This is a genomic window from Tersicoccus phoenicis (genome assembly GCF_001968835.1).
GTDB classification, from domain to species: Bacteria; Actinomycetota; Actinomycetes; order Actinomycetales; family Micrococcaceae; genus Tersicoccus; species Tersicoccus phoenicis.
This window is the reverse complement of sequence record NZ_MRDE01000064.1, coordinates 100,348-119,031: the sequence shown is the minus strand read 5'-3', so window position 1 is coordinate 119,031 and position 18,684 is coordinate 100,348. Positions and strand designations below refer to the sequence as shown.

General features: G+C 71.9%; 16 protein-coding genes. 14 read left to right on the top strand and 2 right to left on the bottom strand.

The window, feature by feature from the left end; all coding sequences use genetic code 11:
• Positions 1–31 precede the first annotated feature (31 nt).
• Positions 32–1,195, bottom strand: a complete 1,164-nt coding sequence (locus BKD30_RS09700) for a ScyD/ScyE family protein (protein ID WP_235861594.1) — start codon at positions 1,193–1,195, stop codon at positions 32–34.
• Between the two features lie 249 nt (positions 1,196–1,444).
• Between BKD30_RS09700 and rpsO the strand changes: the two genes are divergently transcribed.
• The 3 genes from rpsO to BKD30_RS09685 all read left to right on the top strand — a co-directional run bounded on the left by rpsO (position 1,445) and on the right by BKD30_RS09685 (position 5,797).
• Positions 1,445–1,714, top strand: a complete 270-nt coding sequence (gene rpsO / locus BKD30_RS09695; RefSeq protein WP_076704274.1) for a 30S ribosomal protein S15 — start codon at positions 1,445–1,447, stop codon at positions 1,712–1,714.
• A 323-nt stretch (positions 1,715–2,037) separates the two neighbouring features.
• Positions 2,038–4,332 (top strand): polyribonucleotide nucleotidyltransferase, encoded by a 2,295-nt coding sequence (locus BKD30_RS09690; protein WP_076704272.1) that lies wholly within the window; start codon positions 2,038–2,040, stop codon positions 4,330–4,332.
• Between the two features lie 148 nt (positions 4,333–4,480).
• Complete coding sequence (locus tag BKD30_RS09685; RefSeq protein WP_076704271.1) at positions 4,481–5,797, top strand: M16 family metallopeptidase; 1,317 nt, start codon at positions 4,481–4,483, stop codon at positions 5,795–5,797.
• Between the two features lie 41 nt (positions 5,798–5,838).
• On the opposite strand, the gene BKD30_RS09680 is transcribed toward BKD30_RS09685, so the two are convergent.
• Positions 5,839–7,638 carry an acyltransferase family protein gene (locus BKD30_RS09680; RefSeq protein ID WP_076704269.1) on the bottom strand — a complete coding sequence of 600 codons (1,800 nt, stop codon included), beginning with the start codon at positions 7,636–7,638 and terminating at the stop codon, positions 5,839–5,841.
• A gap of 173 nt (positions 7,639–7,811) precedes the next feature.
• Here BKD30_RS09680 and dapB point away from each other — a divergent pair, with 173 nt between their 5' ends.
• The 11 genes from dapB (at position 7,812) to BKD30_RS09625 (ending at position 18,395) form a co-directional block, all read left to right on the top strand.
• Positions 7,812–8,660, top strand: coding sequence for a 4-hydroxy-tetrahydrodipicolinate reductase (dapB, locus tag BKD30_RS09675; RefSeq protein WP_083956231.1), 849 nt, complete (start codon positions 7,812–7,814; stop codon positions 8,658–8,660).
• Positions 8,661–8,818: 158 nt separating this feature from the next.
• The gene (locus BKD30_RS09670; protein ID WP_076704377.1) at positions 8,819–9,331 is read left to right on the top strand and encodes a tetratricopeptide repeat protein; all 513 of its coding nucleotides are present in this window, start codon (positions 8,819–8,821) and stop codon (positions 9,329–9,331) included.
• Positions 9,328–9,957 (top strand): pyridoxine/pyridoxamine 5'-phosphate oxidase, encoded by a 630-nt coding sequence (locus tag BKD30_RS09665; protein WP_159440563.1) that lies wholly within the window; start codon positions 9,328–9,330, stop codon positions 9,955–9,957. The genes BKD30_RS09670 and BKD30_RS09665 overlap by 4 nt, the downstream gene beginning before the upstream one ends.
• Positions 9,954–10,658 carry a DedA family protein gene (locus BKD30_RS09660; protein ID WP_235861592.1) on the top strand — a complete coding sequence of 235 codons (705 nt, stop codon included), beginning with the start codon at positions 9,954–9,956 and terminating at the stop codon, positions 10,656–10,658. The genes BKD30_RS09665 and BKD30_RS09660 overlap by 4 nt, the downstream gene beginning before the upstream one ends.
• A 10-nt stretch (positions 10,659–10,668) precedes the next feature.
• On the top strand, positions 10,669–11,571 hold the full coding sequence (dapA, locus tag BKD30_RS09655; protein ID WP_076704268.1) for a 4-hydroxy-tetrahydrodipicolinate synthase: 903 nt from the start codon (positions 10,669–10,671) through the stop codon (positions 11,569–11,571).
• A complete protein-coding gene (locus BKD30_RS09650) occupies positions 11,568–13,262 on the top strand; it encodes a ribonuclease J (RefSeq protein ID WP_076704266.1) in 1,695 nt (564 codons plus the stop codon). Before dapA ends, BKD30_RS09650 begins: the two co-directional genes overlap by 4 nt.
• A 181-nt stretch (positions 13,263–13,443) precedes the next feature.
• Complete coding sequence (locus tag BKD30_RS09645) at positions 13,444–16,233, top strand: FtsK/SpoIIIE family DNA translocase (protein ID WP_076704265.1); 2,790 nt, start codon at positions 13,444–13,446, stop codon at positions 16,231–16,233.
• 23 nt (positions 16,234–16,256) lie between these two features.
• Positions 16,257–16,862, top strand: coding sequence for a CDP-diacylglycerol--glycerol-3-phosphate 3-phosphatidyltransferase (pgsA, locus tag BKD30_RS09640; protein ID WP_076704263.1), 606 nt, complete (start codon positions 16,257–16,259; stop codon positions 16,860–16,862).
• Entirely contained in the window at positions 16,855–17,337 is a 483-nt protein-coding gene (locus tag BKD30_RS09635; protein ID WP_076704373.1) for a CinA family protein, read from the top strand. Before pgsA ends, BKD30_RS09635 begins: the two co-directional genes overlap by 8 nt.
• A gap of 266 nt (positions 17,338–17,603) precedes the next feature.
• On the top strand, positions 17,604–18,044 hold the full coding sequence (locus tag BKD30_RS09630) for a helix-turn-helix domain-containing protein (protein ID WP_076704262.1): 441 nt from the start codon (positions 17,604–17,606) through the stop codon (positions 18,042–18,044).
• Positions 18,045–18,173: 129 nt separating this feature from the next.
• Positions 18,174–18,395: a DUF3046 domain-containing protein gene (locus BKD30_RS09625; protein ID WP_076704260.1), complete on the top strand. Its 222-nt coding sequence runs from the start codon at positions 18,174–18,176 to the stop codon at positions 18,393–18,395.
• Positions 18,396–18,684: the final 289 nt, after the last annotated feature.

The following is an 18,684-nucleotide window of genomic DNA, read 5'->3' as shown; positions in this document are numbered from 1 at the left end:
GATCACCCGGGCCCCCGCGCGGGGCGGGGCCTCAGTCGGCGTCCTGGTTCGGCCCGACCTGGCCGTCCTGGTCATGGCCGTCGCGGTCCCGGCCGAGCCGGAACGAGACGAGCTGCCCGGCGGGAGGAGCGCCCTCGGCCGGCAGCGCGTTGGTGCTCACGTACAGCGTGCCGCCCTTCACCGCCACATCGGCCGGCAACGGCACCGACGCGTACGGCCGTGCGGTGTGCGAGCCGCGCGGGATCACCGAGACCCGCCCGGCGAACAGTTCCGCGACGTACAGGTCGCCGCGCGGGCTGAACGCGAGGCCGGTGGGCGAGAGCAGGCCGGCCGCGAAGCGCTGGACGCGACCGTTCCACGGGTTGACCCGATACACCACGCCGCGGGCGCCCAGAGCCGGGCCTTCCGGGCCGCCCGGCAGGGTGGAGACGTAGAGCCAGCCGTCCCAGCCTCGCTTGACGCCCGTCGGCACCGGCTCGAAGTAGTAGTCGTGACCGATCGTGCAGGCCGGCAGGCCGATGCCCGCGGCGATCGCCGCGGTGACCCGGGTGACCGACGGCGGCAGCACGGCGACCGTGCGAACCCGGTGGGTCCACCGGTTGACGGCGACGATGTCGTTGCCGCCCGCGTCGGCGACGAACACCTCGTCGCCGACCGGTTCGGTGGCGTACGGGTGGGAGTCGACCTCGCCCCGGTAGGCGCCCGGCACTGCGGCGGGCAGCTGGGCCCGGCAGGAGGCGGACACGTCCCGGAAGCCGTACCTGACGTTGCCGTCGGGATTGCGTCTGGCCTCGTGGACCGCGACGTCGGCCAGGGTGCGGACCTTGCCGTCCCCCGAGATCGACCTGATCAGCCCGGTGTTGGGCGCCGGGTCCGGTCCGGCTCCCGTGTTCTCGGCGAAGAAGGTGGTTCCGAAGCGGTAGGACACCGCCCCCACCTCCGCGCCGGGGGTGCGGGACTGGTACACGGTGCGTACCGTGCCGCGGGCGTCCGTCCGGCTCAGTGTGCCGCTGAAGTTCTGGCTGAACAGGACCGATGAGCCGCGTCCGGTGGCGACGGACAGCGGGGTGAGCAGGTTCGCTGCGGTGACGGGCGTGGGGCTGCCCGGGGCGGGATGACGGGTGCTGGCCTGGGCGGGGGCGGCGGTTGCGCCGCCGGCCAGGGCGAGGGCCAGGGTGGTGGCAAGGATGGTCATGGTCCGGCGCATGAGTGACTCCGAGGTCGAGGACGACGAGACCTTCAACAGGCAACGGTGCCCAAAGCTCTCCCGACTGGACCGGTGCTGACGGGTACCCCTGCGCTGGTAGACTGGTTCGCTGGGTCCGGCTGCAGTCCGTGGTTGCCGGGCCCGCGCCGTTCTCGGCCCGCTTCGTCGCCCGCGTGGTGACGTGCCGTCCGGCCCGGCACCCGACCTGACACGGTACTGACTCGACAGGAGTTATCCATGGCACTCGATGCCGCCACCAAACAGCAGATCATGACGGAGTACGCCACCGCCGAGGGCGACACCGGTTCGCCGGAGGTGCAGGTGGCTCTGCTGTCCAAGCGGATACGGGATCTGACCGAACACCTGAAGGTGCACAAGCACGACCACCACACCCGCCGTGGTCTGATGGCCCTGGTCGGTCGGCGTCGCCGGCTGCTGACCTACCTGCACGACACCGACATCACGCGGTACCGGTCCCTGATCGAACGGCTCGGCCTGCGCCGCTGAGCGCGTCCGCACCGATACACTGGAAGGCGGCTGGACACCATCGTGTCCGGACCGGCGGCTCCACCGCCGGTCCGGGAACCGGTGCCGGCCGCCTTTCCCGTTCCACTCCGATCCCGACACGGGATCGGGGGAACCCGAAATCATCCCGGCCAGCGCTCCCGGACGGCAGCTGCGGTCCTCGGTAGTGATCTCCGGGCACACCGCGTCCACACGACGCGGATCAGCCCCGGGGATCTCGATCGAAGACCGGGTGCCACACGCGCGGACTCCCGCGTGTGCCGGCGGCGCGGCCACGATCACAGAAACGGAGGTGACTTTCCTTCATGGAGGGTCCCGAGATCAAGTACGCCGAGGCGGTCATCGACAACGGCCGTTACGGCAAGCGCACGGTCCGCTTCGAGACCGGACGGCTGGCCCAGCAGGCCGCCGGGTCGGCGATGGTCTACATCGACGACGACACGTCGATGCTGTCGGCCACCGCGATCGGCAAATCGCCACGCGAGGGCTTCGACTTCTTCCCCCTGACCGTGGACGTGGAGGAGCGGATGTACGCCGCCGGCCGCATCCCCGGTTCCTTCTTCCGGCGTGAGGGCCGGCCCAGCACCGACGCGGTCCTGGCCTGCCGCCTGATCGACCGCCCGCTGCGCCCCGCCTTCACCAAGGGCCTGCGCAACGAGGTCCAGGTCGTCATCACCGTGATGTCCGTCAACCCGGACGAGCTGTACGACGCCGTGGCCATCAACGCGGCGTCCATGTCCACCCAGCTGACCGGTGCCCCGTTCTCCGGCCCGATCGGCGGCGTCCGCGTGGCGCTGGTGACGGACGGCTCCGGCGGCGCCCAGTGGGTCGCGTTCCCGAAGCACTCCGAACTGGAGAACGCCGTGTTCTCCATGGTCGTGGCGGGCCGTATGGTCTCCGACGGTGCGGGTGACGACGTCGCGATCATGATGGTCGAGGCGGAGGCCACCGACAACGCCTGGACGCTGATCAAGGAGCAGGGCGCCCCCGCTCCCACCGAGGACACCGTGGCCGAGGGCCTGGAGGCGGCCAAGCCGTTCATCCGCGCGCTGTGCGATGCGCAGTCCGATCTGGCCGGTCGCGCCCAGAAGCCGGCGATCGAGCTGCCGATCTTCACGGACTACGAGCAGGACGTGTACGACGTCGTCGCCGCCGAGGCGTCCGACGACGTCGCCCGCGTGTTCGCCATCGCCGCCAAGCAGGAGCGGGAGGCGGCCTCGGACGAGCTGGTCCAGTCCACCGTCGCCCGGCTGGCCGGTGAGGGTGCGCAGTTCGAGGGCCGCGGCAAGGAGGTGGCCGGTGCGTTCAACGCGGTGACCAAGAAGGTCGTCCGGCAGCGGATCCTGCGCGAGCAGGTCCGCATCGACGGCCGCGGCCTGACCGACATCCGCAGCCTGACCGCCGAGGTCGAGGTGCTCCCGCGGGTGCACGGCTCGGCGATCTTCGAGCGCGGCGAAACCCAGATCCTGGGCGTCACCACGCTGAACATGCTCAAGCTGGAGCAGCAGATCGACTCGCTGTCCCCGGTGAAGCGCAAGCGGTACATGCACAACTACAACTTCCCGCCGTTCTCCGTCGGTGAGACCGGCCGGGTCGGTTCGCCCAAGCGGCGCGAGATCGGGCACGGCGCCCTCGCCGAGCGCGCGATCGTGCCGGTGCTGCCGTCCCGTGAGGAGTTCCCCTACGCGATCCGCCAGGTCTCCGAGGCGCTCGGCTCCAACGGTTCGACGTCGATGGGGTCCGTGTGCGCCTCGACCCTGTCGCTGCTGAACGCCGGTGTGCCGTTGCGCGCCCCGGTGGCCGGTATCGCCATGGGCCTGGTGTCCGACGAGGTCGACGGTCAGACCCGGTACGCGGCCCTGACCGACATCCTCGGCGCCGAGGACGCGTTCGGCGACATGGACTTCAAGGTCGCCGGTACGAGTGAGTTCGTCACCGCGATCCAGCTGGACACCAAGCTCGACGGCATCCCCGCCTCGGTGCTGGCCGCGGCCCTGAAGCAGGCCCGCGAGGCTCGCCTGCACATCCTCAGCGTGCTGGCCGCCGCGATCGACGGCCCGGACGAGATGAGCGAGTTCGCGCCGCGCGTGATCAGCGTCCGCGTCCCGGTCGACAAGATCGGCGAGGTGATCGGGCCCAAGGGCAAGATGATCAACCAGATCCAGGACGACACCGGCACGGACATCTCCATCGAGGACGACGGCACCGTGTACATCGGCGCCACCGACGGCCCGTCCGCGGAGGCTGCGCGGTCGGCGATCAACGCGATCGCCAACCCGCAGGTCCCGGAGATCGGGGAGCGCTACCTGGGCACCGTGGTCAAGACCACCACGTTCGGCGCGTTCGTCTCCCTGACGCCGGGCAAGGACGGTCTGCTGCACATCTCCGAGCTGCGCAAGCTGGCCGGCGGCAAGCGGGTCGACAACGTCGACGACGTCGTCGGCGTCGGGCAGAAGGTCCAGGTCGAGATCACCAAGGTCGACGATCGCGGCAAGCTGTCCCTGGCGCCCGTGGTCGACGACGACGGCGCGGGATCCGGTGACGCCGGGTCCGGCAACACCGCCGAACGGGTCCACGCGGAGGCTCCGGCCGAGGGCTGATCCGCCGTCCGACTCGCCCCCTGATCGAGGGCACCGTGCGGGAGGCCCGCCGCCACGTGCGGCGGGCCTCCCGTCGTTTTCCCGCCGGGGCAGGCCCGGACCGGACCGGATCCCTGCCAGCCCTCTCCACCCATTCCCAGGAGCGACCATGACCACCACCTCGACTTCCGGCCCCGGCTGGCCCACCGCGTCCGACGCGCCGGTGCGGCGATCCGTGCTGCCCGGCGGCGTGCGCGTGCTGACCGAGGCGATGCCCGGCCAGCGCGCCGTCACCGTCGGCTTCTGGATCGCCGTCGGCTCCCGGGACGAGGCGCCCGGCGAGTACGGGTCCACCCACTTCCTCGAGCACCTGCTCTTCAAGGGCACCCCGACCCGGTCCGCTCTGGACATCGCCGCGGCCTTCGACGCCGTCGGCGGTGAGTCCAACGCGGCGACGGCGAAGGAGAGCACCTGCTACTACGCGCACGTGCTGGACGAGCACCTGCCGATGGCGATCGAGACGATGGCCGACATGGTCACCTCCGCGTCCCTCGACCCCGACGAGCTGGAGCAGGAACGCACCGTCATCCTCGAGGAACTGGCGATGGCGGGCGATGATCCCGGGGACGTCGCGCACGAACGCTTCGCCGCGGCCGTGCTCGGGGAGCACCCCCTGGGCCGGCCGATCGGCGGGACGCCGGAGATCATCCGCGGTGTGGGCCGCGACTCCGTGGCCGCGCACTACCGGCGCTACTACCGGCCGGAGGAACTGGTCGTGACGGCCGCCGGCAGCCTCGACCACGACGCCGTGTGCGCGCTCGTCCTGGCGGCGCTGCGCCGGTCCGGCTGGCGGCTGGATCCCGATGCGATGCCGGTGGCGCGCCGGGCGGGTGCCCCGGCCGTCATCACCTCCGCCACCGACCTGCAGGTCGTCCAGCGGCCCGTCGAGCAGGCCAACATCATCATGGGCACCACCGGCCCGAGCGCCACGGACGAGCGCCGCCACGCCCTGAACGTGCTCAACGCCGCGCTCGGCGGCGGCATGTCGTCACGGCTGTTCCAGGAGATCCGCGAGAAACGCGGCCTGGCCTATTCGACCTATTCCTTCGCCGCCGGTTACGCGGACGCCGGGTACGTCGGCATGTACGCCGGCTGCTCACCGTCCCGGACACGGGAGGTCCTCGGCCTGCTCGAGTCGGAACTGGCCCGCCTCGCCGACCACGGACTCGGCACCGAGGAACTGGACCGGGCGAAGGGACAGCTCCGCGGCGGTCTGGTGCTCGGGCTGGAGGACACCGCCTCCCGGATGTCCCGGCTGGGCCGCGCCGAACTGGTGCACGGCCGGTTCATCGACCTGGACGAGTCACTCGCCCGGGTGCAGGCGGTCACCGCCGCGCAGGTCACCGAGCTCGCTCGCACGCTCGCGTCGGGGCCGCGCAGCACCGTCGTCGTCGGCCCGTTCGAGGACGCCGCCGCGCTCGGGTGAGGGCCGGGTGCCGCCGGGTGTTCCGGCCGCCGCGGCGGGTCTTACGATCCGCGGACGGCGCGGGCGATGACGTCGGCGTAGAGCTGCTGGCCGCGCGGGGTGGGGTGGATGCCGTCGCTGGCCAGCCAGTCCGCGTGCGCGGAGATCGCCGTCTGCCAGTCGGCGACCGTGATCCGCGGGTCGTCGGTGACCGCCTCGCGCAGCGCCCGGTTGGCTTCCGACGTCCAGTACACCCGGTCCGGGGCGAAACCGGTCACGAGCACGAGTCGCCGGTCGGGTCCGAGGACGTCGAGCAGCTCCCGCACCCGGGCGCCGGAGAAATCGGCGTTGGTGGCCAGGCCGACGACCACGGTCCGGTTCAGCCGGCCCTTTCCGGCCAGCCGGCCGGCGACGTCGGCGGCGTCGTTCATCGACCGACCCACGCTCGCGTCGATCACGGCGCCCGGCAGGTCCCGCTCGAGGGCGGCGGTCGAGGCCACCGTCACCGAGTCCCCGATGACGGTCACGTCGTCCCCGGCGCCGTCGCCCCGGTCCGCGCCCGTCGGCCGCGCGTCCAGCACCCGCTGACCGGATTCGATCTGCCGCTGCGCCTGGGTGATGGCGGGGGCGTCGACGACGCCGGCCGCGGCCACCCCGGCACTGCCCAGCACGGCCGTCACCGCGACCACGGCGACCGCCAGCGCCTTCCGACCGCGCGAGAGGGTGTGCGCTGCGAGCGAGCGGATCGCACCGCGCCAGCCGAGCCGGAGCACCGGGAGTTCCACCCACCGGTAACTCGCCTCGGTGGCGGCCAGCGTGACGACGGCGACGATGAGCGCCTGGGCGAGGATCGGCAGCGTCGGGTTCGCGTAGTGCAGCAACACGAACAGCGGCCAGTGCCACAGATACAGGCCGTACGACCGGCGGCCGATCCACACCAGCGGACGGAGGGCGAGCGCCCGGCTCAACACCCCGGCGTGCCCGGTCATCAGCGCCTGGACGACGCCGACGGTCAGCAGGGTCGCCAGCGCCAGACCGCCCTGGTAGGTGACGTCGCTGCGCTCGGTCAGCAGCACGCCGCAGGCGACCAGCCCGGCCAGGCAGACCAGTCCGACGGCGTGCCGCACCCGGGCCGCCACCGGCCCCACGGTCACCCTGCGGGCCGCGTCGAGGGCGTGCGGCAGTGCGAACGCGAGCGCGGCACCGGCCATCAGCCCGAAGCTGTGCGTGTCGGTACCGAAGTAGACCCGGGTGGCCTCCGAGCCGGGCACGTGCAGGGCGGCCATCCCGGCCGCGGAGGCGACGGCGGCGGCCGTGGCGGCGCCGACCAGCAACGCGCGTCGCACCTTCAGCAGGAGCAGCCCGACCACGAGCAGCGGCCACGCCACGTAGAACTGTTCCTCGACGCTGAGCGACCAGAAGTGGGTGAGCAGCTGCGGCGAGGTCTGCGCGAAATAGGCCGAACCCGACGTGATGCCGAGCCAGTTGCTGGTGTACGTCAGCGCACCGGTGAGCTGTCGACCCAGGCCCACCAGCACGTCACCGCCGAGCAGGGCCGCGGCCGTCGTGGACACGAACAGGACGAGCAGCATCGCCGGCAGCAGGCGCCGGGCGCGTCGCAGCCAGAACGCGCCGAGCCGGATCCGGCCGGTGCTGCGGAACTCGACCAACAGCAGCGAGGTGATGAGGAAGCCACTGATCACGAAGAACACGTCCACCCCGATCATGCCGCCGGGCACCCACTGGGGCAGCAGGTGATACAGCATCACGAGCACGACGGCGAGGGCGCGCAGGCCGTCCAGGCCCGGAACGCCCACGTGGCGGGGACGGGGCGCGCGGCTGGCCTCGAGCCCCGGGCGCACGCGGGGGACCGGACAGGTTGGGGGGCCGCTTGCGGGGCTGCGCGTCACTGTTACCAAAACGTGATCAGTCTACGGGATCCGGTCGCCCGCCGGTCGGGAACCGGCTGTGGTCTCGCTCACCGGCACCGCTCGGTCGTGCTGCCGGATGCACGCCGCCAGTTAGGCTGGGACACATGGTCGACACCCCCCAGGACCCCCAGGAGGAACGCGCCCGCGTCGCAGCGCCGACCAGCGGCGAGCGGATCCGGGTGGCCGTGACCGGAGCCGGCGGCCGGATGGGTGCGGCCGCCGTCGACGCCGTCGACGCCGCCGACGACCTCGAACTCGTCGCCGCGCTCGGCCGGGGCGACGACCTGGCGCAGCTCGTCCGCGCCGGGACCGACGTCCTCGTCGACCTCACCGTCCCGGACAGCACCGAGGAGATCGTCCACGTCGCCGTGCGGAACGGCATCCACGCCGTCGTCGGCACCACCGGCTGGGACGAGTCCCGCCTGCGGGGCCTGCGCGACGCGTTGACCGCCGCTCCCGGGGTGGGCGTGCTGATCGCCCCGAACTTCGCCGTCGGCTCCGTCCTCGCCACCGCCTTCGCCGCCCGCGCGGCCCGGTTCTTCGAGTCCGTCGAGATCGTCGAGCTGCATCACCCGGACAAGGTCGACGCCCCCTCCGGGACCGCCGCCCGGACCGCCGCCCTGGTCGCCGACGCCCGCCGCGCCGCCGGCACGGGGCCGAGCCCGGACGCGACCCGCACCGCCGCCCCCGGTGCCCGCGGCGCCGAGGTCGACGGCGTGCGCGTGCACAGCGTCCGCCTGCGCGGGCTGGTCGCCCACCAGGAGGTCCTGCTCGGATCCCCCGGTGAGACCCTCACCATCCGGCACGACTCGCTGGACCGCGCCTCCTTCATGCCCGGCGTCCTGCTCGGGATCCGCTCCGTGCCCAGCGCCCCGGGGCTCACCCACGGGCTTGAGGCCTTCCTCGGTCTCGACGAGACGCGCACCCGAGACGAGCAGAGGACCGAGCGATGAGTGAGACCACCGGGCACGGCGCCCACGCCGAGGGGCCGGGCGAAGCCGGGGAACGACGAGGAGACGGCGCGCGGCGCGCCCTGAGCACCCGCCACCTGATCGGCCTGGTCCTGCTGGTGCTCGGCGCCCTGGCCTCGCCGTTCGACTTCTGGCTCGCCCTGATCTTCATCGCCCCGGCCTTCTTCTTCCTGGCCACCCGGGTGTGGGTCGCCGTCGTCGTCGTCCTGCTCGCGCTGTACCTCGTCCTCACCGCCCAGCGCGGGTGGCTGCTGCTGGCCTCCGACGGGTTCCTCGCCAAGGGGCTCGGGGTCGCCTTGTTGCTGCTGCCCGTCGTCGGCGCGTGGGTGCTGGCCCGGGAGATCGCGTTCGGGACCCGGGTGGAGCGGCTGGCCCGGACGCTCGAACGGGAGGGCGGTCTGCCCGATGACGATCTGCCGCGGCGACCGTCCGGCCGGATCGTCCGGGCCGCCGCGGACGCGGCCTTCGAACGGTACCGGGTGGAGGTCCAGGCCGATCCGGAGGACTGGCGCCGCTGGTTCCGGCTGGCCTGGGCCTACGACGCCGCGGGAGACCGGACGCGAGCCCGGCGCAGCATGCGGGACGCCATCCGCCACCACACCGCGGACCCCGGACATCCCGCCGTCGCCGGCAGGTCCGGGGGCACCCCGTGAACGGGGTCGTTCCCGTGGCCGGCGCCGCGGCCGACACGGCGGCACCCGCCGATCCGCTCGCCCGGCTGCACACGTGGTGGAACGAGGCGCGCGCGTCCGGCGCCGGGGTGCCGGACGCGCTCGCCCTGGCCACCGTGACCCCGGACGGCGAGCCCGCCAACCGGGTGGTCGTGGCCAAACGGATCGACCACGCGGGCATCGTCTTCGTCACCTCCGAGCGCAGCCCCAAGGGCCGCGACCTGGCGGTGCATCCGGTGGCTGCCGCCGTCCTGCTCTGGCCCGAGCCCCTGCGCCAGGTCCGCGTCACCGGGCCCGTGACGATGCTCGGTGACGCCGACTCCGACGACCTGTTCGCCGCCCATTCCCGCCTCTCCCAGGCCGGGTTCATCGTCTCCGGGCAGGGGCAGCCGATCGACCCCGCCGGGCTCGACGAACTGCGTCGGCGCACGGCCGAGATCGCCGCCGGCTCGGGCGGGCTCCGTCGGCCGGCCACGTGGCACGGCTACCGACTACGGCCCACCGCGGTCGAGTTCTGGTCCAGCGATCCGGGCCGGGCCCACCCGCGCCGGCGCTACACGCGGACGACGCCGGACGGCGCCTGGACCGTCGCGATGGTGCAGCCGTGACCGGGGCGGCCCTCGCGGGCGTCGCCGTGCTCGGCGGGGTCGGGATGAGCAGCCAGAGCGCCGTCGACGGCGCCACCGGAGGCATCTTCGGTGCCGTCTCCCGCTGGGTGATCGACGTGATGGGCGCGATCGGCGCACCCGGGGCCGGCTTGGCCGTGCTCCTGGAGAACCTCTTCCCGCCGATCCCGTCCGAGGTGGTCCTCCCCCTGGCCGGCCTCGCCGCCAGCCAAGGCAAGTTCGGCGTCGTCGAGGCGATCGCCTGGACGACGGCGGGCTCGGTGATCGGCGCCTTCGCGCTGTACGGAATCGGACGGGCGCTCGGCCACGCCCGGATCGTCCGGCTCGCCGGGCGCATTCCACTGGTCGACGTCGCCGACGTGGAGAAGGCGGTCGCCTGGTTCACGCGGCACGGGGCCGCGGCGGTGTTCTTCGGCCGGTTCCTGCCCGGGGTGCGCAGCCTCATCTCCATCCCGGCCGGCATCGAACGGATGCCCGCCCTGTGGTTCGGGCTGCTCACCCTGGTCGGCTCCGGCATCTGGAACACCGTGTTCATCCTGGCCGGGTACGTCCTCGGTGACAACTGGGACACCGTGCTGGTCTGGGTCGACACCCTCAAGTACGTGATCTACGCCGTCATCGCTCTCCTGGTGATCTGGTTCGTCGTCGTCAAGCTGCGCCGGCGCCGGGCCCGCAGCCGGTAACGTGGAGGCCATGCCCGAGCCCACCGTCCCCTTCGGTCGCCTGCTGACCGCCATGGTCACCCCCTTCACCCCGGACGGGGAGGTGGACCTCGACGCCGCCGCGGCGCTGGCCGACCGGCTGGTGGCCGACGGGTGCGACGGGCTCGTGGTCACCGGAACCACGGGCGAGACGTCCACCCTGACCGACGAGGAGAACCTCGCCATGTTCCGGGCGGTCCGCGAGGCCGTCGGGGACCGGGCCAGCATCGTCGCCGGGACCGGCACCAACGACACCGCCCACTCGATCAACCTGTCCCGGCGCGCCGAGGAGCTGGGCGTGGACGGTCTGCTGATCGTCACCCCCTACTACAACAAGCCCAGCCAGGGCGGGGTGCAGGCCCACTTCACCGCCATTGCCGACGCGGTCGGGCTGCCGATCATCGCGTACGACATCCCCGGCCGCTCCGCCATCCCGATCGCGCCCGAGACCATGCTTCGCCTGGCCGAGCACCCCCGGATCGTCGGGGTCAAGGACGCGAAGGCCGACTTCGCCGCCGCGACCCGGGTGCTGGCCGGTTCCGACCTGACGTACTGGTCCGGTGACGACGGGCTGACCCTGCCCTGGATGGCGCTCGGCGCCGTCGGCGTCATCGGCGTCACCACGCACGTCGCGACCGCCCGGTTCCGGAAGCTCGTCGACGCCGTCGTCGCCGGCGACCTGCCCACCGCCCAACGGATCGCGTACGAACTGGAACCGGTGATCCGCGCCACCATGACCCGGGTGCAGGGCGCGGTCGCCACCAAGCAGATCCTCACCTGGCAGGGTGTGCTCACTCACCCCGGCGTGCGCCTGCCCCTGGTGAGCCCGTCCGTGGAGGAGGCCGCCCTGATCCGCGCCGATCTGGCCGAGGCCGGTTGGGAGCTGTCCGCATGAGTGACTCCACCCTGGAACTGAAGGCCCCGCCGGCGCTCGAACCCGGCACCCTGCGGATCATCCCCCTGGGCGGCATCGGCGAGGTCGGGCGGAACATGACCGTCTTCGAACTCGACGGCAAGCTGCTCATCGTCGACTGCGGCGTGCTCTTCCCCGAGGAGCACCAGCCCGGCGTCGACCTGATCCTGCCCGACATCACCAGCATCCGGGATCGGCTCGACGACGTCGTCGCCGTCGTCCTCACCCACGGGCACGAGGACCACATCGGTGCCGTCCCGTACCTGCTGCGGCTGCGCCCGGACATCCCCCTGGTCGGCTCGCAACTCACCCTCGCGCTGATCGAGGCCAAGCTCGCCGAGCACCGGATCAAGCCGTACACGCTCGCGGTCAGCGAGGGACAGATCGAACAGCTCGGCCCGTTCTCCTGCGAGTTCGTCGCCGTGAACCACTCCATCCCGGACGCCCTCGCGGTCTTCCTGCGCACCGCCGCCGGCAACGTCCTGCACACCGGTGACTTCAAGATGGACCAGCTGCCCCTCGACGGGCGGATCACGGACCTGCGCGCCTTCGCCCGACTGGGCGAGGAAGGGGTCGACCTGTTCATGGTGGACTCCACGAACGCGGACGTCCCCGGCTTCATGTCCTCCGAGCGGGAGATCGGCCCCACCCTCGACCGGGTCATCGGCCAGGCGGACAAGCGCGTCATCGTCGCGTCCTTCTCCTCCCACGTGCACCGCGTCCAGCAGGTCCTGCATGCCGCGCAGGCGAACGGGCGCAAGGTCGCGTTCGTGGGCCGCTCCATGGTGCGGAACATGTCGATCGCCTCGCAGCTGGGCTACCTGCACATCCCGGAGGGAATCCTGGTCGACCTCAAAAGGGTCGACGACCACCCGCCGGAGAAGGTCGTGCTGATGTCCACCGGTTCCCAGGGGGAGCCGATGGCCGCTCTGTCCCGGATGGCCAACGGCGATCACCGCGTCCAGGTCGGCCGGGGGGACACCGTGATCCTCGCGTCCTCCCTCATCCCCGGCAACGAGAACGCCGTCTTCCGGGTGATCAACGGGCTGATGAAACTCGGCGCCGATGTGGTGCACAAGGGCAACGCCAAGGTCCACGTCTCCGGGCACGCGGCCGCCGGCGAGTTGCTCTACTGCTACAACATCGTCCGTCCCCGGCAGGTGATGCCGGTGCACGGCGAGGTCCGGCACCTGATCGCCAACGGCAAACTGGCACAGGCCACCGGGCTGGCCGAGGAGGACGTGCTGCTCACCGACGACGGATCGGTCGTCGACATGACCGACGGCGTCGCCCGCGTCGTCGGCGGCATCGACTGCGGCTTCATCTACGTCGACGGGACGACCGTGGGGGAGATCACCGACGACGACCTCAAGGACCGGCGCACCCTCGGCGACGAGGGCTTCATCTCCATCATCACCGTCGTCAACCGGCACAACGGGACGATAGTCTCCGGGCCGGAGATCCACGCCCGCGGCTTCGCCGAGGACGAGAAGGTGTTCGCCGAGATCATCCCGAAGATCACCGACGCCCTGCAGGACGCGGTCCAGTCCGGTCCCGGCAGCGCCCACACCACCTACCAGCTGCAGCAGATCGTCCGCCGGGTCGTCGGCTCCTGGGTGAACCGGCGGTACAAGCGGCGACCCATGATCATCCCGGTCGTCCTGGAGGCGTAACCCCGCGCCCAGCGGAGAACCTCCTGCTACGAGCATCTGTGGTTCCTGCAGTCGATCTTCCTGATCTTCCGGCTGGTCGGCGTCCAACCGGGATGGCACCCTGATCCGGCAGCCTGATCCGGCACCCTGATCCGGCGTGCTGATCCGGCGGGCTGACGCGTGTCGGCGGTACCGTGGAAACATGGCGACCCGTACTTCCCCCGCCCCCGCCCGCCAGGGCAAGGGCAGCGCGTCGCGAGCATCCACCCGCTCCGGCAGCGGCGGGACCGGCCGGTCCTCCGCCCGCTCGGGCGGCTCCTCGCGCGCCCCGCTGCCCGACGACCGGCCGTCCCTGCCGGTGCGCGCCGTCCGCGGCGCCTGGCTCGGGCTCGCCCACGGGGTCGGCCACGCCGTCCGCGCCGTCGGGCACCGGGTCGAGGGGCTCGACCCGGACGACCGCCGGGACGGGCGCGCCCTGCTCTTCCTCCTGCTGGCCGGCCTCGTCGCCGCCGTCGAGTGGTGGTCCCTGTCCGGGTGGTTCGCCCGTGGGGTGCACGCCGTCGCTGCCGGCACCTTCGGCTCGATCGCCCTCGTCCTGCCGTTCGCCCTGGTCATCCTCGGCATCCGGCTGATGCGGATGCCGACGGCCACGGGTGCCAACAACCGGGTGACCATCGGTCTGGCGGTGCTCACCGTCGCCTCCAGCGGGGTCGCCCACCTCACCCTCGGCGCGCCCACGATCTCGGCGGGTGTCGACCAGCTCTGGGCCGCCGGCGGAATGATCGGTTTCCTCGCCGCGAGCCCGCTGAGCCAGATCATCACCTCCGCCGGGACCCTCCTGCTGCTGCTGGCGCTGGCGTTCGTGAGCCTGCTCATCATCACCGCCACCCCGTTCGGGCGGATCCCCGCCCGGCTGCGCGACCTCTACCGGCATCTGACCGGCCAGCAGGCCGGCGCCGCCCGGCCCGACGAGCACGACCGGTCCTACCTCGACGACCCGCCACCAGCCCGGTCGGCCCGGAAGAAGAATCGCTTCGGGCGCAAGGACCGGGACCACCGGGCCGGCGACCTGGACGAGTACGACGGCGACGAGGCGTTCGAACGTGCCCTGCTGGGCGAGCCCGAACCGGCCACCGCCGACATCCCCGCCGTGGCCGAGGCGCCAACCGTGCCGCCGGGGGTCCGCCGGCCCACCCAGGCCGAGAAGGCCGCCGCCAGGCTGCGCGCCGAGCAGGGGCTCGACGCCGACGCCGGTCCGACCGAGGCGCTGGCCGCCGTCCGGTCCACCCCGGTCGCCCCGCAGATGCCGCCCACGCCCATCCCGCAGCGGTCCGAGCAGCTGCAGCTGGCCGGGGACGTCACCTACACGCTGCCTGCCTCGGACTTCCTCACCCCCGGCACCCCGCCGAAGGAACGCTCCGCCGCCAACGAGGCCGTCGTCGCCGCCCTGACCAAGGTCCTGACCGACTTCGGGGTCGACGCGGAGGTCACCGGGTTCTCCCGCGGACCGACCGTCACCCGGTACGAGATCGAACTCGGCTCCGGCACCAAGGTGGAGCGGGTCACCGCCCTGAGCAAGAACATCGCCTACGCGGTGGCGTCGGCCGACGTGCGGATCCTCTCGCCGATCCCCGGTAAGTCCGCCATCGGCATCGAGATCCCCAACAGCGACCGGGAGACGGTCTCCCTGGGCGACGTGCTGCGTTCCACCAACGCCCGCAAGACCGATCACCCGATGGTGATGGGCGTCGGCAAGGACGTGGAGGGCGGCTTCGTCGTCGCGAACCTCGCCCGGATGCCGCACCTGCTGGTCGCGGGCGCCACCGGCGCGGGCAAGTCCTCCTTCGTGAACTCGATGATCACCTCGATCCTGATGCGGTCCACGCCCGACGAGGTGCGGATGGTGATGGTGGACCCCAAACGCGTCGAACTGACCGCATACGAGGGCGTTCCGCACCTGATCACCCCGATCATCACCAACCCGAAGAAGGCCGCGGAGGCCCTGCAGTGGGTGGTCCGGGAGATGGACGCCCGCTACGACGACCTGTCCACGTACGGGTACAAACACATCGACGACTTCAACAAGGCGGTCCGCAACGGCAAAGTCGTCCCGCCGCCGGGCTCCAGGCGGGTGATCAAGCCCTACCCGTACCTGCTGGTCATCGTCGACGAACTGGCCGACCTGATGATGGTGGCCCCCCGCGACGTCGAGGACTCGATCGTGCGGATCACCCAGCTCGCCCGCGCCGCCGGCATCCATCTCGTGCTCGCCACCCAGCGACCCTCGGTGGACGTCGTCACCGGCCTGATCAAGGCCAACGTGCCGTCCCGGATGGCGTTCGCCACCTCCTCGGTCACCGATTCGCGCGTCGTGCTCGACCAGGCCGGCGCGGAGAAGCTGATCGGGCAGGGCGACGCCCTGTTCCTGCCGATGGGCGCCTCCAAACCGATGCGCGTACAGGGCGCCTGGGTCACCGAGTCGGAGATCCACCGCGTCGTCGAGCACGTCAAGGGCCAGCTGCAGGCGGTCTACCGGGACGACGTCACCGTCCAGGCCGAGAAGAAGCAGATCGACGAGGAGATCGGCGACGACCTGGAGGTGCTGCTGTCGGCCGCCGAGCTGGTCATCAACACCCAGTTCGGCTCGACGTCGATGCTCCAGCGCAAGCTGCGGGTGGGGTTCGCCAAGGCCGGCCGGCTGATGGATCTGCTCGAGTCCCGCGGCGTGGTCGGTCCGTCGGAAGGGTCGAAGGCCCGCGACGTGCTGGTCAAGCCCGACGATCTCGCGGTCACGCTCGCCGCCATCCGTGGGGACGGGCCGTCGCCGGCTGCCGCGGCGTCCGACGCCGGGGCTCCCGCCAGGGACGACCGGGACGAACGGGGCACGGACCTCGTCGAGACCGACCTCGACGGCCGGACGCAGGTCATCGACTACCACGACGATGCCGACGAGGACGGGTCCGAGGACGCCTGGCACCTGACCGGGCGCTGAGCACCCGACGGTAGCCTTGACGGATGAGCACCCCGGCACCGCACTCGTCCCCGGTCTCGTCCTGGAACCTGCCGAACGTGCTGACCGGGATCCGCATCCTGCTGGTGCCCGTGTTCGTCGTCCTGCTCGCCGCCGACGGGGGAGCGCACGGGCCCCTGCGCTGGATCGCCGCCGTCCTCTTCGTCGTGGCGATCTACACCGACAAGCTCGACGGCGACATCGCCCGGTCGCGCGGGCTGGTGACGAACTTCGGCAAGATCGCCGACCCGATCGCGGACAAACTGCTGACCGGGTCCGCCCTGGTCATGCTCTCGCTGCTCGGCGAACTGTGGTGGTGGGTGACCGTCGTGATCCTGATCCGGGAGTGGGGGATCACGGGCCTGCGGTTCTGGGTGATTCGTTACGGGGTGATGGCCGCCTCCGCCGGCGGCAAGCTCAAGACCGTCCTGCAGGCCGCGGCGATCATCCTGCTGCTGCTGCCGCTGGGGACGGTTCTCGGCCCCTGGGCCCTGTGGCTGGGCTGGCTGGTGATGGCCGCAGCTCTCGTCGTCACGGTCGTCACCGGTGCCGCTTACGTCCGCGACGCCGTGCGCCTGCGCCGTGCCGGGCGTGGCGGCACCCGTGTGTGAGCCCGAGGCCGACCCGGCCCGGGTGATCGCCGCCGCCGTCGAGCGCGGCCGCACCCTGGCCACCGCCGAGTCTCTCACCGGGGGCGCCGTGTGCGCGGCGCTGGTCGACGTCCCGGGCGCCTCCGCCGTGCTGCGCGGCGGCGTCGTGTCCTACCACCACGACGTCAAGGTGGGCCTGCTCGGCGTCGACCCCGCCCGGCTGGCCGCCCACGGCGCCGTCGATCCCGAGGTGGCTGCGCAGATGGCGGTCGGCGCCCGGGTGGCGACGGGCGCCGACGTCGCGGTCGCGACCACCGGCGTCGCCGGCCCGGAACCCCACGACGGCCAGCCCGTCGGCACCGTCTGGATCGGGATCGCTACCGCTGCCGGCGCGACCGCCACCCGGCACCGGTTCACGGGGAGCCGGGCCGAGATCCGAGCCTCCGCGCGCGACGCAGCACTCGCTGTGCTGCTGGAGTCTCTGCGCACCCGCTGACACTCGCGTGCCCGAGACCGTCAGCCCGACCGTCAGCCGGTGCGCTCAGTGGCCCCCCAGTCCGGCGCCAGTGCGTACTCAGCCTCCGCGCCTAGGCTGGGTCGACCCGGTGACAGCCGGCGCGGCATCGCCGTCGGCGCGCGGATGGGCGGAACAAAGCATCACGTCGGAAGGTTGTCACCAGTAGCCGGCGCCGATGGCACCGGTAGCATGGGACCACCGTGAGGAACGCGCGGGGTTCACCCCGACAGGAGTTGACGAGGTAGATGGTGAAAGAACCCGTATCCGTGAACGGTGTGGTCCGTTGGCGTGAAGTGGGTCTGGCCGAAGAGACGAAACACGACCGGAAGGAGCGCACGATGGTTCTGTTGCGCCACCAGATCGGTGATGTGCTGCGTGATGTGCGTCAACGCCAGGGCAGGACGTTGCGTGAGGTCAGCCACGACGCGCGCGTGTCCCTGGGCTATCTCAGCGAGGTGGAGCGAGGCCAGAAGGAAGCCTCCTCGGAATTGCTCTCGTCCATCTGCTCCGCCCTCGACGTCCCGCTGTCCCTGCTGCTGCGGGAGGTCAGCGACCGGCTCGCCATGGCCGAGGGTGTCGCTGTCCCGGACACCGTGCCGAGCGACCTGTCCCGCGAGTTCGTGGCGGACATCCCAGACGAGGTACCGGAACAGTTCTCGCGCCCGATGTACTCGGGACGCGTCTGAGCGCACGACGGCGCTGCCGTCCACGATCGACCCCGATGGGGCCCGCCGGTGTGGCGGGCCCCATCGCCGCGCCGGGACCGTTTCCCGCGTGCGACCGTATCCCGCGTGCGACCGTTCGACAGGAGAGACATGCGATCGAGCAGCTTCTGGCGGCTGATGGACGACGAGTTCGGTGTCGCCTATTCCCGTGTCCTCGCCCGCGACCTGGTGCTCACCCGGCTGGGCGGCCGAAGCGTCACCGATGCTCTCGACGCCGGGATCGATCCGCGGGAGGTGTGGCTGGCCGTCTGCGACGCGCAGGACGTACCGGAGTCCCGTCGGCTCGGCCGGGACATCCCGCCCCGCCGCTGATGGATGCCGGCGACACGCCCCCGGTCGGCAACACGCCGTGGTCGAACCTTCGAATACCTGTTCGGTTCGCAGTAGGCTTGAGGGCAGCACGAGACAACCGGGACGGCACCCCGTGCTAGCACCGATCTCCAACACCGACCTCCACCACCGACCTCCAGCGTTGTCCACAGGCGACAGGGGCTCACTGCTTTTGTCGGTGCCGCCGCCTACCGTTGCAGACATCGGATCCACCGCCCCGAGTCCCCGCCCACCGCGAGGGCCCGGAACGGCGTCACCCGGGTCCGCAACC

Coding starts and splice junctions, on each gene's coding strand:
- BKD30_RS09650 (WP_076704266.1), top strand. CDS start 11,568: ATGAGTGACTCCACCCTGGAACTGAAGGCCCCGCCGGCGCTCGAACCC.
- BKD30_RS09630 (WP_076704262.1), top strand. CDS start 17,604: ATGGTGAAAGAACCCGTATCCGTGAACGGTGTGGTCCGTTGGCGTGAA.
- dapA (WP_076704268.1), top strand. CDS start 10,669: ATGCCCGAGCCCACCGTCCCCTTCGGTCGCCTGCTGACCGCCATGGTC.
- dapB (WP_083956231.1), top strand. CDS start 7,812: ATGGTCGACACCCCCCAGGACCCCCAGGAGGAACGCGCCCGCGTCGCA.
- BKD30_RS09645 (WP_076704265.1), top strand. CDS start 13,444: ATGGCGACCCGTACTTCCCCCGCCCCCGCCCGCCAGGGCAAGGGCAGC.
- BKD30_RS09690 (WP_076704272.1), top strand. CDS start 2,038: ATGGAGGGTCCCGAGATCAAGTACGCCGAGGCGGTCATCGACAACGGC.
- pgsA (WP_076704263.1), top strand. CDS start 16,257: ATGAGCACCCCGGCACCGCACTCGTCCCCGGTCTCGTCCTGGAACCTG.
- BKD30_RS09685 (WP_076704271.1), top strand. CDS start 4,481: ATGACCACCACCTCGACTTCCGGCCCCGGCTGGCCCACCGCGTCCGAC.
- rpsO (WP_076704274.1), top strand. CDS start 1,445: ATGGCACTCGATGCCGCCACCAAACAGCAGATCATGACGGAGTACGCC.
- BKD30_RS09625 (WP_076704260.1), top strand. CDS start 18,174: ATGCGATCGAGCAGCTTCTGGCGGCTGATGGACGACGAGTTCGGTGTC.
- BKD30_RS09700 (WP_235861594.1), bottom strand. CDS start 1,195: ATGACCATCCTTGCCACCACCCTGGCCCTCGCCCTGGCCGGCGGCGCA.